This window comes from Streptomyces sp. NPDC026394, assembly GCF_055567735.1.
On sequence record NZ_JBVHPX010000020.1, the window covers coordinates 23,424 to 37,760 of the forward strand.

Sequence of the window (14,337 nt, forward strand, 5' to 3'; positions counted from 1 at the left end):
TCGTGGTGGTCAGGGGCGGAGGCGGAAGCCGCGTGGGGTGGGGTGGAAACCGGCGTCCTCCAGGGCAGGGGCGAGCGGGGCGGTGAGGGCGGCGGTGCCGTTGACGCGCTCCACGGTGATCGTGCCGAGGGCGCCCGCGCGGGCCGCGTCGGTGAGCGCTTCGAGGGCGAGCCGCAGCCGGGTGCCGGCGGGGGAGCCGCTGTCGGGCGCCGTGCCGTCGGAGGCGTGCGTCCAGGCCAGCAGTGTCTTGCCGCCGCGCTCCATGTAGAGCGTCAGTTCGCCGTCGACGAGGACGACCAGGGAGCCCGCCTTGCGGCCCGGTTTGTGCGTGGAACCGTCGGGCGGCTCGGGCCAGGACAGGGCGGCTCCGTAGGCGTTCGCCGGGTCGGCGGCGGCCAGTACCAGGGCCCGCTGCGGTCCGGCGGAGCGGCGGTCCCCCGGGCCGTCCTGGGCGTACGCGTCGGCGGCCCGCTCGCGGCCGGTGTTGACGGCGCGGAGCCGGTCGACCGCACCGTCCATCGCGAACTGCGCCGCTCCCAGCCCTTCGACCACATAGCCGCGCCGGGCCTGCCCGGTCTCCTCGAAGGCGGCCAGGACGCGGTACGCGGCGGAGAAGCCGCCCTCGACGCCTTCGGCGGCCACGGCGCCGCGGGTGACGACGCCGTGGCGGTCCAGGAGCGCGCGTGCCAGGGCGTGGGCGCGGTGGGTGGGTTCCGGTTCGGGGGCGGGGAGCAGCGACCAGCGGCCGGCGACGGTGGGCGGGCCGGAGCGGGAGGCGGTGGGGCGGCCCGTACGGCCGGTGGCGGCGGTCAGTGTGCCGTACCGGCCGCGGGGGACCGCGCGCTTGGCGCGGTGCGCGGTCGAGCCGGACGTGCGGCCCGAGCCGAGGAGGGACCGGAGCGGGGCGAGGGTGTCGTTGGTGAGGCGGCCGGACCAGGCCAGGTCCCACAGGGCATCGGCGAGTTGGGGATCCGTCGCTTCGGGGTGGGTGGTGGCGCGGACCTGGTCGGCGAGCTGGCGGAAGAAGAGGCCGTAGCCGGGGGCGAGGGCCTGGAGGACGGATTCGTGGAGGGGGGACAGCTCCAGCGGGTGCGGTGGCGGCAGGAGCAACGGGGCGGTGTCGGCGAGGTAGAGGGACACCCAGCCGTCCTTGCCGGGCAGCGCTCCCGCGCCGGCCCACAGCACTTCGCCGGTGGAGGTCAGCTCGTCCAGCAGCGCCGGGGCGTAGTCGCCGACCCGGGACGGCAGGACCAGTTTCTCCAGGGCGGAGGCGGGCACGGACGCCCCTTGCAACTGCTCGACGGCGCGGACCAGGCCGTCGATGCCGCGCAGGCCGTACGAGCCGCCGCGCCGCGCGCCCGACCCGCCCGTCCCCGGTCCGTAGGGAGCCTTGGGCGCCAGGGGCCCCACTTGCTGCCACTGCGGGAGGAAGGACGCGAGGGCGGCGGGCGGTACGGGCTCCAGCTCGTGCCGCAGTGCGGCCAGGGAGCGGCGGCGCAGGCGGCGCAGCACTTGGGCGTCGCACCATTCCTGGCCGATGCCGGAGGGGTGGAACTCGCCTTGTACCACGCGGCCGGCCGCGGCCAGGCGCTGCAGGGCGCCGTCGGTGACGGCCGTGCCGAGACCGAAGCGGGTGGCGGCCTGTTCGGAGGTGAACGGGCCGTGCGTACGCGCATAGCGGGACAGGAGATCGCCGAGCGGATCCTTCACGGGCTCGGTGAACGACTCGGGGACGCCCACGGGCAGCGCCGTGCCCAGGGCGTCGCGCAGCCGGCCGGCGTCCTCGATCGCGGCCCAGTGGTCCCGGCCGGCGATACGGACCGTGATGGCCCGGCGGGCCGACGCCAGCTCCCGTACCCACCCTGACTCGGCGCCGCGCTCGGCCAGTTCGCCGTCGGTGAGCGGGCCGAGCATCCGCAGCAGGTCGGCGACGCCTTCCGCGTCCTTGACCCGGCGGTCCTCGGTGCGCCACTGGAGCTCGCTCTCCAGCTCGGCCAGGACGTCGGCGTCGAGCAGTTCGCGCAGTTCGGCCTGGCCGAGCAGCTCGGCCAGCAGCCGGGAGTCCAGGGAGAGCGCGGCGGCCCGGCGTTCGGCGAGGGGGGAGTCGCCCTCGTACAGGAACTGGGCCACGTACCCGAACAGCAGGGAGCGGGCGAAGGGGGAGGGCTCGGGGGTGGTGACCTCGACGAGGCGGACCCGGCGGGCCTCGATGTCGCCCATCAGCTCGGTCAGGCCGGGTACGTCGAAGACGTCCTGGAGGCACTCGCGGACGGCTTCCAGCACGATCGGGAACGATCCGAACTCGCCCGCCACCTGGAGGAGCTGGGAGGCACGCTGCCGCTGCTGCCACAGGGGAGTGCGCTTGCCGGGGGTGCGGCGGGGCAGCAGCAGGGCGCGGGCCGCGCACTCGCGGAACCGGGAGGCGAACAGGGCCGAGCCGCCCACCTGGTCCGTGACCACCTGGTCGACCTCGCCCTTGTCGAAGACGACGTCGGCGGCGCCCACGGGGGACTGCTCGGGGTCGTACTCCATGCCGCGGGCCGCCGGGTCGAAGTCGCCGGTGTCGCTGTCGAGCAGGTCCAGGCCCATCAGGTCGGCGTCCGGCAGGCGCAGCACGATGCCGTCGTCGGCGTGCATGACCTGCGCGTCCATGCCGTAGCGCTCGGCGAGGCGGGCACCGAGGGCGAGCGCCCAGGGGGCGTGCACCTGCGCGCCGAACGGGGAGTGCACCACCACCCGCCAGTCGCCCAGCTCGTCGCGGAAGCGCTCGACGACGATCGTGCGGTCGTCCGGCACATGGCCGCAGGTCTGCTTCTGCTCGGCGAGGTACGCGAGGACGTTGCCCGTCGCCCAGTCGTCCAGGCCGGCGGCGGCCAGCCGCTCGCGGGCGGCCTCCGGGGCGAGCGCGCCGATCTCGCGGAGGAACGCGCCGAGCGCGCGGCCCAGTTCGAGGGGGCGGCCGAGCTGGTCGCCCTTCCAGAAGGGCAGCCTGCCGGGCACACCGGGGGCCGGGGAGACCAGCACCCGGTCACGGGTGATGTCCTCGATGCGCCAGGACGTCGTACCGAGGGTGAAGACGTCGCCGACGCGGGACTCGTAGACCATCTCCTCGTCCAGTTCGCCCACCCGTCGCCCGCCACCCCGGGTGGAGCCGCCGCCCTTCGTCGGTTCGGCGCCGGCCAGGAAGACGCCGAAGAGGCCCCGGTCGGGAATCGTGCCGCCGGACGTGACGGCCAGCCGCTGTGCCCCCGGGCGGCCGGTGACCGTCTGCGCCACCCGGTCCCAGACGACGCGCGGACGCAACTCGGCGAAGGCGTCGGACGGATAGCGGCCCGCGAGCATGTCCAGCACGCCGTTGAACGCCGACTCGGGCAGGGCCGCGAAGGAGGCGGACCGGCGGACCAGGGCCAGCAGCTCGGTCACGTCCCAGGTGTCCATCGACGCCATCGCGACCAGTTGCTGGGCCAGCACGTCGAGCGGATTGGCGGGCACGCGCAGCGATTCGATGGCCCCCGCGCGCATCCGCTCCGTGACCACCGCGGCCTGCACGAGGTCGCCGCGGTACTTGGGGAAGACCACGCCCCGGGACACCGCGCCGACCTGATGGCCGGCCCGGCCGACCCGCTGAAGGCCGGAGGCGACCGACGGCGGGGACTCCACCTGCACCACCAGGTCGACCGCGCCCATGTCGATACCCAGCTCCAGGCTGGACGTGGCGACCACGGCCGGCAGCCGCCCCGCCTTCAGATCCTCCTCCACCTGGGCCCGCTGCTCCTTGGACACCGAGCCGTGGTGGGCGCGGGCCAGCAGCGCGGGTGCCCCCTTGGCGGCGCCGGCCTCCGCCATCAGCTCGGCGGGGGAGTGGTCCTCGGGCAGCGCCTCGCCGGTGGCACGCTCGTACGCGATCTCGTTGAGCCGGTTGCACAGGCGCTCGGCGAGGCGCCGGGAGTTGGCGAAGACGATCGTCGAGCGGTGCGCCTGCACCAGGTCGGCGATCTTCTCCTCGACATGCGGCCAGATGGACGGCTTCTCGCCGGTGTCGCCCTCCTGGACGGGGGAGCCGCCCAGCTCGCCCAGGTCCTCGACGGGGACGACCACCGACAGGTCGAACTCCTTGCCGGACGGCGGCTGGACGATCTCCACCCGGCGCTGCGGCGACAGGTAGCGGGCCACCTCCTCCACCGGACGCACGGTCGCCGACAGGCCGATGCGCCGGGCCGGACGCTCCAGCAGACGGTCGAGCCGCTCCAGGGAGAGCGCGAGGTGGGCGCCGCGCTTCGTGCCCGCGACCGCGTGCACCTCGTCCACGATCACCGTCTCGACGCCTTCCAGGGCCTCCCGGGCCGAGGAGGTCAGCATCAGGAAGAGCGACTCGGGGGTGGTGATGAGGATGTCCGGCGGCCGGTTCGCGATCGCCCGGCGCTCGGTGGCCGGGGTGTCACCGGAGCGGATGCCCACCCGGATGTCGGGCTCCGGCAGCCCGAGACGTACGGACTCCTGGCGGATGCCGGTCAGCGGGCTGCGCAGATTGCGCTCGACGTCGACCGCCAGGGCTTTCAGCGGGGAGACGTACAGCACGCGGCAGCGCTTCTTCGGCTCGGCGGGCACCGGGACGCTCGCGAGCCGGTCGAGCGAGGCGAGGAAGGCGGCCAGCGTCTTGCCGGAGCCGGTCGGCGCGACCACCAGCACGTCCGAACCCTCGCCGATGGCCCGCCAGGCCCCCTCCTGCGCGGCGGTGGGCGCGCGGAACGCCCCCGTGAACCAGTCGCGGGTCGCGGGGGAGAACGAGTCGAGCGCTGCCTTGGCCATGTCCCCCATCGTGCAACGGACCACTGACAATCGCCGGTGACCCGCCGTTCACCTGCGGTGATGCGGGCGAGCGGCGGCGGTCGGCGCAGTCCACGTGCCGGACGGACCGGCCGCGGCGGGCCGGTCCGCCGCACAATTGAGCCATGACGGGGCACGGGGCGGAGGACACGCGAGGCGCGGAAGGCGGGCCGGGGCCGGCGGACCCGGTGGCGGCGGGCGCGGGAGCCCGTACGGGCGGGCCCCGGGCCTCGGCGCCCGCCGGCCGCAAAGGCGGCGAGTGGGCCCGGCACTGGCAGTACGGCGAACTCCCCGGCCTGGACCTGCTGCGCGCCCGCTACGTACGGCACTCCTTCCCCCGCCACTCCCACGACGGTTACGTCCTGGGCGCCGTCACCGGCGGCGTCGAGCGGGTCGGACTGCCGGACGGCGTCACGGACGCCGGGCACGGCGGCATCATCATGATCAATCCCGAGGTGCCGCACACCGCGCAGGCCGGTGCGCCGGAAGGCTGGTCGTACTCCACGCTCTACCCCTCCGAACAGCTCGTCGCCGGTATCGCGGCCGAGACGACCGGCCTGACCGGCACCGCCGCGTTCACCGAGACCCTCGTGGACGACACGCTCGCCGTCCGCCTCGTCAACGGCGTGCACCGCGCGGCCGAGGAAGGCAACGCGCTGGCCGCCGACAGCCTGCTGCGCATCGTGGTGGCCCGGCTGCTGCGGCGCCACGGCGGCCCGCTGCCGACCCGGATGCCCGCCACGGCGGGAGCCCGTACCGCCGAACGCGCCCGAGCGCTCCTGGAAGCACGACTGACCGCACCACCGACCCTGGAACAACTGGCCCGGGAACTGGGCACCGGCCCGTTCGCGCTGCTGCGCGCCTTCAAGAACGCGTACGGGATGCCGCCGCACGCCTGGCTCACGAACGCCCGCATACGCCGGGCGCGCCGGCTCCTGGAGGCCGGTACGGCACCGGCCGAAGCCGCCGTCGCCGTCGGGTTCGCCGACCAGCCCCACCTGAACCGGCACTTCACCCGGATCGTGGGCGTGCCGCCGGGCGCCTACCGGCGGGAGCGGGCGGGCGGCGCAAGAACGTACAAGACCGCGGGGGAGGGCGCTTCCTAGGGTCCGGAGCGTGGCACAGGAAACGCAGCGAGAACGAGATCAGCAGTCGCAACTGCCCCAAGAGATACACACGTCCGAAGAGTTCCAGGGAGGCCAGGAGGGCCAGGCGGACCAGGAGTTCCGAGAGGTCCAGGGAAGCCAAGAGACCCGAGGGGTCCAGGAGATCCTAGAGATCCGAGATATCCCAGAGGCCCAGGAGACAGAAGAAACCCAAGACCTCCGAGGGGTCCAGGGGGCCCAAGACATCCATGAGCTTCGGCAGACGCCTCCGTCACGACAGGCCAAGCCCCGTTCCGCCGTCGTCAGGGACGCGCTCGGCGTCGGCGTCGCCGTCGGGCTGTCCGGCTTCGCCTTCGGGGTGACCGCGGTGGGCTCGGGACTGTCGGTGGCGCAGACCTGCGCGCTGAGCCTGCTGGTGTTCACCGGCGCCTCGCAGTTCGCGCTGGTCGGCGCGCTGGCCGCGGGCGGCAATCCGTTCACCGCCGCGGCCGGGGCGTTCTTCCTGGGCACCCGCAACGCGTTCTACGGGCTGCGACTGTCCGGCCTCCTCGGACTCCGGGCCGCGGCCAAGCCGTTCGCCGCCCACTGGGTCATCGACGAGACCTCGGCCGTCGCCCTGACCCAGCCCGACCGGCGCAGCGCGCGCCTCGGGTTCGCGGTCACCGGGCTGACCCTGTACCTCCTGTGGAACCTCACCACGTTCGCCGGGGCCAGGGGCGCCGGTGCCCTGGGCGACCGGGCGGCCTGGGGCCTGGACGCTGCCGGTCCCGCGGTCTTCGTGGCGTTGCTGGCTCCTCTGCTCACCTCGGCGGTGGAACGCGCCGCCGCGGGGCTCGCGGTCGTGCTGCTCCTGGTGTCGCTGCCGCTGCTGCCGGCGGGCGTGCCGGTCCTGGTCGCGGCGCTCGCCGCACCGGCCGTCCTTTACCTGGAGGGGCGCCGGGCCCGTATGCGTACCTCCGACGGGCACGAAACCGTCGTGGATACGCCCGTACGGGGGAACGGCGCGAGAGAGGTGGACGCACGATGAGTGTCTGGATCGCGATCGGCGTCACCGCCGTGGGCTGCTACCTGGTGAAGTACCTCGGCCTCCTGGTACCGGCGGGTGCTCTGGAGCGGCCGCTCGTCAAGCGCCTCGCAGCCCTGTTGCCGGTGGCGCTGCTCGCCGCGCTCACCGCCCAGGAGACCTTCAGTGACGGGCAGCAGCTGCTGTTCGACGCCAAGGTGGCGGGCGTCGGTGCCGCGGTGGTGGCGCTGCTGTTCCGCGCGCCGTTCCTGCTGGTCGTGGCGGTCGCGGTGGTGGTGACGGCGGGGGTGCGGGCGCTGGGCGGGTGAGACCAGGTGGGTACGGGTGGTGCGAGGCGGGTGGCGCGCGGCGCTCACCCCCGTACGACCGTCGCCTCCGCCACCCCCAGCCGCCGTGCATCCCGTTCGGGGCGCAGGAAGAGCGTCACGGCCACTCCGGCCAGCACCGTCAGGCCCGCCATCGTGCCGAACGCGCCGAGGTACCCGTCCGCGACGGTCTCCCCGGCGTCCACCAGCCGGCCCGTCACCGCGGGCGCCAGGATGCCCGCCAGGGCGAAGACGCAGGTCAACGCGCCGAGCGTAACGCCGCGCCGGTCCGCGGGGGAGATCCGGGAGACCGAGGTCTGCGCCACCGTCATGATGATGTCCGAGACGGCCATCGGGCCGAGCAGCAGCACGGCCTTCAGCCACAGTGCGTCCGTCGCGGCGAAGGCCAGGGTCGCCGCGCCGGAGAGGAGCAGCACCAGCCCGTTCTTCACACCGGAGGGCAGGGGGATGCGGGGGCGCAGACCGGCTGCCGCGCGCCGGCCCGCGCGCTGTACGAGCAGGCCGTGGACCAGCATCGCGGTGCCCTTGGCCAGTGCGGCCAGCATGATCAGCAGGCTCGCCTGGCGCAGCTCCAGCCCGCCGACCTCCTGAAAGTAGTCCGCGGCCCAGGTGAGCGTGGCCGACACCGTCCAGAAGGCGGCGAACGCGCCGAAGGCCGCGGACAGCCAGGTCTTGGAGAGCAGCAGCTTCCGGTACGGGACGGAGGTGCCGGCTACGGAGGTGCCACCGGAGGACTGCTGACCTACCGGGTCGCTACCGACAACCTGCCGTTCCCTCGGGACGCTACCGGCGGGCCGCTGTCCTACCGGGACGCTGTCGGCGGGCCGCCGCCCCACCGGGGGCGCCAGTGGTCCTTCCTCGCCGTACCGGAGCCACACCGCCGCCCACACCAGGCCGACGAGGCCCACCACGCCGAACGCCCAGCGCCAGCCCCACGCGGCGGTGACCGCGCCGAGTACGGGCGCCGCGACGGCGACACCCACCGCCGCGCCGCCCAGGAAGATCGCGGTCGGCAGCGTACGGTCGCGCTCCTCGAACCAGCCGTGCAGGTGGTGCACCGCCACCGGGGTCGCCGGGCCCTCCGCCGCGCCCAGCAGCACCCGGGTGGCGACCAGGACGCCGAACCCGGCCACGCCGAACAGCATCGGCAACTGGGCCGCGGACCAGAGCAGCGCCATGCCGAGCAGCAGGACCGGGGTACCTGCCGTACGGGTGAGGAAGGAGCCGCCGAGCGCCGCCAGGCTGAAGAGCGCGAAGAATGCGGCGGACGCGGTGCCGAACTGTTCGCGGGTCAGGTGCAGTTCGGCCATCACCGGGTTGGCGACCAGGCCCATCACCGTCTTGTCGGCGAAGTTGACGAGCATGAAGGCGACCAGTAGCCAGGTGGTGCGCCAGGCCCGCCGACGCTCGGAAGCAGTCATTCCGGATTGCTTGCCGGGGTGTGCCCCGGTTCCGGCGCCCCGGGTCACCGAACGGCCCCCCTGCCCCGCTCTGCGCCACCGGCGTGGGCTTGGGACGAGCCGGCTTCCGGTCGTACCGGCCCAGCCCCGGCGTACGCGCCCGTGCAGTGGGGCGGCAGGGAGTCCCCGCCCGCCCTGATGCGGTTCGCGTACGCGAGGTGCCCGGGGGCCGACCCGGAGACGCCCTTGAGAGCGGGGCCGGGGGCTCCGGCCCCCGCCCCGGTGCTCTTCCTGTGCGGACCGTGCTGCGTTCTGCCATCCGTCATGCCGAGCGGCTCCTCATGCGCGTCGGGCACCTGTGCCGGCCAGGTGCCGCTGTTGGTCCTCCGGTCGGTCGGTCCTCCGGTCGGTCAGCCCCGTCCGTACGAGTCCGGTGTCCGCGAGCGCCTTCGAAGGCTTGCCCGGTCACGCCGAGATCCTGGACACGGTGGACAACCGGCTCACCCGGATCAGTGAGCTGACCGGCATCGACCTGACGTCGCCGCACGGCACCGCCTCGCCCTGGCGGCCCCGCTGCTGAGCCAGGAGGACGCGGACGGGCCCGGCCCGCCGCCGACCGCTACCGGGCGGTCAGGCGCCCGTACGCGCGCAACGTCAGCAGCGCCTTGACCGTCACCATCGGGCGGCCCTCCAGCGCTGTCCCGGGGGCCCACACGCGCCAGTTCACGGGCCAGCCGCCGTCCTCCCGCTGGAGGGCGGCGAGGTGGTCCAGCGCCCGGTCCGTCTCCGTGTCGGTGAACCAGCGGCGGGCGAGCGAGCCGGGGTTCGCCGCGTAGTCGTACGCGAAATGATGCTCACCTGGCGCGTAGCCGTCGGGCACGGGGGCGTCCGCCGTCCGGTCCGGGTCCAGCAGGACCAGCCGCTGCTCGCGCACCATGATGCCCAGGCGCTGCGCGGCCGCCTCGGCGCGCAGCCGGTCGGGTGCGCCCTCCAGGAAGGCGAGCGCCGCCTGGACCTCGTACGGATGGGTGTTCTCCAAGGACTCCACCGCCTGCCAGCAGAAGTCCGTGGCCCGGAAGAGCCAGGCGTGCCACACCTCGTTGCGGTGCAGCAGGCCCACGACGGGCCCGGTGGTCAGGAGGGCGCTCGGCGGGTCGTCGGGCACCGGAAGCCACGGCGCGGCCGGATAGCCGCGCAACTCGGGACGCACGGCGGGCAGCGCGCCCTCCGGAGTGGACACCCTGGTCAGATAGCGGCAGATCCGCTCGGCCCGCTGCCCGCCGCAGCGCCCGATCAGGTCGAGGACGTACAGGGCGTGCGCGGTGTGCAGCGGCTGGCTGACCGGGCCGCGCAGGTCGGGCTCCAGGGCGTGTCCGTAACCGCCGTCGGGATTCGCGTACGCGGCGAGCGCGGCGTCGACACCGTCCGCGCTCCCTCCCAGGAAGTGGTACGCGAAACGGCGCTGTTCGAGCACCCGGGCAGTGAGCCAGATGAAGCGCTCGGCACGTGCCAGTGAGGTCGGCTGTGGTGCTCCGTTTTCCGCCATGGACCGACGGTAGGGCCGTGCGCTCCGCCCGGCATCGGCGTGGACGCGGCTGCACTCTCAGGGGCGGGGTACCGGACGTGCGCGGTTGACGGCCGGCCGGCGGCGGACGGCTGCCGTGTGGCGGACGGCTGCCTGACAGCGGATGGCCACTCGGTGGCGGAGGGCCCGGGCTTTACTCTGCGTACATGAACGTCCTTCGTGCCGGTTCGGGAGGCCGCGTCGCCAGGGTGGCGCGGCCCTGCCGCAGGGGAGGGCACTCCTTCGAGAGGCCCCTGGCGGTCGTGCGGGAGTGCGGGATATGAGATACGTGCAGGTCAAGGCGAGTGTGGAGTGGGTTTCATGCGGTTGACGGTCTTCTGGGAGCGGATGGCGGATCACTTCGGCGAGGCGTACGCGGACTCGTTCGCGCGCGATCATGTGATGTCCGGGCTCGGCGGGCGGACCGTGCATCAGGCGCTGGCGGACGGGTGGGAGGCCAAGGACGTGTGGCGGGTGGTCTGCGCGACGATGGACGTGCCGTACGACAAGCGCTGACGGGAGTCACGGCTCCGGGGTGACGGTTCCAGGGGCGTCGGCTTCGGGGGCGACGGTCCCGGGGGAGACGCTTCCTGGGCGGTGGGGCCGCACGGAGGTTTCGGGCGGCGGCGGGCGGCCGTGCCGAGCGGGGCAGGGCGGGAGTTGTCAGACGTGTGAGCGACACTGGGCCCGTGCCAGCGACCGAGAATCCCACCACCCACGACGACCCGCGCCCCAGGGGTGCCGCCCAGCGGATGCCACGGTGGCTGCCCCGCGCCATGGTGCTGGCGCTCGCCCTCGTGGCCTGCTTCCAGCTTGCCAGCTGGGCGTTCCACCAGCTCATCTCGCTGCTGCTCAACGTGCTGATCGCCTTCTTCCTCGCGCTGGCCGTCGAGCCGGCCGTGGACTGGATGGCGGCGCGCGGGATGCGCCGAGGGGGCGCCACCGGGCTGGTCTTCCTCGGCATACTCGTCGGGACCGCGGGCTTCTTCGCGCTGCTCGGTTCGATGCTCGCGGGCCAGATCGCCACCATGGTCCAGGAGTTCCCGCAGTACCTGGACTCGGTGATCAGCTGGATCAACACCACCTTCCACACCCACCTCTCGCGGGTCGAGGTGCAGAACAATCTGCTGAAGTCCGACTGGCTGCAGAAGTACGTCCAGGACAGCGCCAACAATGTGCTCGCCGTCTCCGCGACCGTCCTGGGCAGCCTGTTCAACCTCCTGACCGTGGCGCTGTTCTCCTTCTACTTCGCCGCCGACGGCCCCCGGCTGCGCCGCGCCCTGTGCTCGGTCCTGCCGCCGTCCCGGCAGGCCGAGGTGCTGCGCGCCTGGGAGATCGCGGTCGCCAAGACCGGCGGGTACCTCTACTCCCGCGGTCTGATGGCACTGATCTCCGGCATCGCGCACTACGTCCTGCTGGAGATCCTGGGCGTGCCGTACGCACCCGCGCTCGGCATGTGGGTCGGGCTCGTCTCCCAGTTCATCCCGACCATCGGCACGTACCTCGCCGGCGCGCTGCCGATCCTGATCGCCTTCACCGTCAATCCCTGGTACGCGCTGTGGGTCTTCGGGTTCGTCGTGGTCTACCAGCAGTTCGAGAACTACCTGCTCCAGCCGCGCATCACGGCCAAGACCGTGGACATCCACCCGGCCGTCGCCTTCGGGTCGGTGATCGCCGGTACGGCGCTGATGGGCGCGGTCGGGGCGCTGATCGCCATCCCGGCGACCGCGACACTGCAGGCGTTCCTGGGGGCGTACGTGAAGCGGTACGAGATCACGGACGACGCCCGGGTACGGGGCGGCGGCCGGCGCCGGCGCGCGACCTCGGCCCTGCGGCGGCTGCGCCGGTCCCTGCACGACGAGCCGCCGGCCGCACCGCTGGAGGACCGCGGAACCGGTGGGGACGGGAACGGGTCCGGGGCCGGGGACGAGGGTGATCGCGGCGGGCGCGGCGGGAACGGGCCCGGCGCGGGGGACAAGGAGGGCTGAGAGGCCGGGCGGCCGGTCCGGGGCGACCGGACCGGACCCCGCGTGGTGCGCTTGACACTGAAATCGAACATCTATTCTTATGAGACGTCCGACCCGTGTTTCCGCCCGGAGTTCCCGGGAGTTATCCACAGGCCGGAGCCGGGTCCGGGCGCATTGTCAGTGGCAGGCGTTAGCGTCATGGACGTGAAGCGATCGACTCAAGCAAACCGGGTGGAAGCCATGGCAGGCACTGACCGCGAGAAGGCGCTGGACGCCGCGCTCGCACAGATTGAACGGCAATTCGGCAAGGGCGCCGTGATGCGGATGGGCGAACGCCCGAACGAGCCCATCGAGGTCATCCCCACCGGGTCGACCGCACTCGATGTCGCGCTCGGCGTCGGCGGCATCCCGCGCGGCCGTGTGGTGGAGGTCTACGGCCCGGAGTCCTCCGGCAAGACGACCCTGACCCTGCACGCGGTGGCGAACGCGCAGAAGGCCGGCGGCTCCGTCGCCTTCATCGACGCCGAGCACGCGCTCGACCCCGAGTACGCCAAGAAGCTGGGCGTGGACACGGACGCGCTGATCCTGTCCCAGCCGGACAACGGCGAGCAGGCCCTGGAGATCACGGACATGCTGGTCCGCTCCGGCGCGCTCGACCTCATCGTGATCGACTCGGTCGCCGCACTGGTGCCCCGGGCCGAGATCGAGGGTGAGATGGGCGACTCCCACGTGGGTCTCCAGGCCCGGCTGATGAGCCAGGCGCTGCGGAAGATCACCAGCGCGCTCAACCAGTCCAAGACCACCGCGATCTTCATCAACCAGCTCCGCGAGAAGATCGGCGTGATGTTCGGCTCGCCGGAGACCACGACCGGTGGCCGCGCCCTGAAGTTCTACGCCTCGGTGCGGATCGACATCCGCCGTATCGAGACCCTCAAGGACGGCACCGAGGCGGTCGGCAACCGCACCCGCTGCAAGGTCGTCAAGAACAAGGTCGCCCCGCCCTTCAAGCAGGCGGAGTTCGACATCCTGTACGGCCAGGGCATCAGCCGCGAGGGCGGCCTGATCGACATGGGTGTGGAGCACGGCTTCATCCGCAAGTCCGGCGCCTGGTACACCTACGAGGGCGACCAGCTCGGCCAGGGCAAGGAGAACGCCCGCAACTTCCTCAAGGACAACCCCGACCTCGCCAACGAGGTGGAGAAAAAGATCAAGGAGAAGCTGGGCATCGGCGTCAAGCCGGCGGACCTGGCGGAGCCCGGCGCGGACGCGGCGGGTGCGGCGGCCGACGCGGAGGCCCCGGCCAAGTCCGTACCGGCACCGGCCGCCAAGGGCGCCAAGGGCACCAAGGCCGCCGCGGCCAAGAGCTAGTCCGTCGTGACGCGGCGAACGGAATGGCCCGACGACCACGGCTACGGCCTCGGCGCGGGAGTCGGTCACGACGGGGGACGTGACGACGACGGCCGGGGCGGGAGCGGCAGCGCCGCGGGCGGCGCCGAGAACCGTAGGAAACGCAAGGACGGCGGTGGTTCCTCCTCGTCGAGGGCCGAGGCGGGACCGCCGCGTACGCCCGAGGAGCAGGCGCGGGCCATCTGTCTGCGCCTGCTCACCGGGTCCGCGCGGACGCGCAAGCAGCTCGGGGACGCCCTGCGCGAGCGGGGCATCCCCGAGGACGCCGCACAGGAGGTGCTGTCCCGCTTCGAGGAGGTGGGGCTGATCGACGACGCGAAGTTCGCCGACGCCTGGGTGGAGTCCCGGCACCACGGCCGGGGGCTGGCCCGCCGGGCGCTCGCCCGCGAGCTGCGCACCAAGGGCGTCGACCCCTCGACGGTCGACGAAGCCCTCGGACAGCTGGACTCCGAGCAGGAGGAACGCACGGCCCGCGAACTGGTCGACCGCAAGCTGCGGACGACCCGGGGCCTGGACCGGGAGAAGCGGATACGGCGCCTCGCGGGAATGCTGGCCCGCAAGGGCTACCCGGAGGGCCTGGCCCTGCGGGTGGTCCGGCAGGCACTGGAGGAGGAGGGGGAAGATCCGGAGCTGATGGAGTACCACTTGCCGGACGCGTGATCCGGTGGGCGTGAGCCGGTAGGGGCGTGGCCTGGTGGGGCATGAGCCGGTGGGGC

Annotated in this window: 11 protein-coding genes; 8 read left to right on the plus strand and 3 right to left on the minus strand. The window is 73.3% G+C overall.

What is annotated here, in order from left to right; all coding sequences use genetic code 11:
- Window positions 1–9: 9 nt before the first annotated feature.
- Window positions 10–4,809 carry an ATP-dependent helicase gene (locus ACZ4QV_RS32840; protein WP_361638505.1) on the minus strand — a complete coding sequence of 1,600 codons (4,800 nt, stop codon included), beginning with the start codon at window positions 4,807–4,809 and terminating at the stop codon, window positions 10–12.
- A 143-nt stretch (window positions 4,810–4,952) separates the two neighbouring features.
- Here ACZ4QV_RS32840 and ACZ4QV_RS32845 point away from each other — a divergent pair, with 143 nt between their 5' ends.
- From ACZ4QV_RS32845 to ACZ4QV_RS32855, 3 genes are all read left to right on the plus strand, one after another.
- Entirely contained in the window at window positions 4,953–5,933 is a 981-nt protein-coding gene (locus ACZ4QV_RS32845) for an AraC family transcriptional regulator (RefSeq protein ID WP_361155669.1), read from the plus strand.
- A gap of 244 nt (window positions 5,934–6,177) precedes the next feature.
- Window positions 6,178–6,960: an AzlC family ABC transporter permease gene (locus ACZ4QV_RS32850; RefSeq protein WP_361618357.1), complete on the plus strand. Its 783-nt coding sequence runs from the start codon at window positions 6,178–6,180 to the stop codon at window positions 6,958–6,960.
- The gene (locus ACZ4QV_RS32855; RefSeq protein WP_361155671.1) at window positions 6,957–7,265 is read left to right on the plus strand and encodes an AzlD domain-containing protein; all 309 of its coding nucleotides are present in this window, start codon (window positions 6,957–6,959) and stop codon (window positions 7,263–7,265) included. The genes ACZ4QV_RS32850 and ACZ4QV_RS32855 overlap by 4 nt, the downstream gene beginning before the upstream one ends.
- Before the next feature lie 44 nt (window positions 7,266–7,309).
- Here ACZ4QV_RS32855 and ACZ4QV_RS32860 read toward each other — a convergent pair whose 3' ends face one another.
- Complete coding sequence (locus ACZ4QV_RS32860) at window positions 7,310–8,704, minus strand: MFS transporter (protein WP_361638507.1); 1,395 nt, start codon at window positions 8,702–8,704, stop codon at window positions 7,310–7,312.
- A gap of 412 nt (window positions 8,705–9,116) precedes the next feature.
- Between ACZ4QV_RS32860 and ACZ4QV_RS32865 the strand changes: the two genes are divergently transcribed.
- Window positions 9,117–9,263: a hypothetical protein gene (locus ACZ4QV_RS32865; RefSeq protein ID WP_361638509.1), complete on the plus strand. Its 147-nt coding sequence runs from the start codon at window positions 9,117–9,119 to the stop codon at window positions 9,261–9,263.
- Window positions 9,264–9,302: 39 nt separating this feature from the next.
- Here ACZ4QV_RS32865 and ACZ4QV_RS32870 read toward each other — a convergent pair whose 3' ends face one another.
- Window positions 9,303–10,229 (minus strand): hypothetical protein, encoded by a 927-nt coding sequence (locus tag ACZ4QV_RS32870; protein WP_361591366.1) that lies wholly within the window; start codon window positions 10,227–10,229, stop codon window positions 9,303–9,305.
- Between the two features lie 339 nt (window positions 10,230–10,568).
- On the opposite strand from ACZ4QV_RS32870, the gene ACZ4QV_RS32875 reads away from it, so the two are divergent.
- From ACZ4QV_RS32875 to recX, 4 genes are all read left to right on the plus strand, one after another.
- Entirely contained in the window at window positions 10,569–10,763 is a 195-nt protein-coding gene (locus tag ACZ4QV_RS32875) for a DUF3046 domain-containing protein (RefSeq protein WP_361155678.1), read from the plus strand.
- A gap of 236 nt (window positions 10,764–10,999) precedes the next feature.
- A complete protein-coding gene (locus ACZ4QV_RS32880; protein WP_467763801.1) occupies window positions 11,000–12,235 on the plus strand; it encodes an AI-2E family transporter in 1,236 nt (411 codons plus the stop codon).
- A gap of 219 nt (window positions 12,236–12,454) precedes the next feature.
- Window positions 12,455–13,582, plus strand: a complete 1,128-nt coding sequence (recA, locus tag ACZ4QV_RS32885; RefSeq protein ID WP_125053912.1) for a recombinase RecA — start codon at window positions 12,455–12,457, stop codon at window positions 13,580–13,582.
- Between the two features lie 6 nt (window positions 13,583–13,588).
- Complete coding sequence (gene recX, locus ACZ4QV_RS32890) at window positions 13,589–14,281, plus strand: recombination regulator RecX (RefSeq protein WP_361155681.1); 693 nt, start codon at window positions 13,589–13,591, stop codon at window positions 14,279–14,281.
- Window positions 14,282–14,337 lie beyond the last annotated feature (56 nt).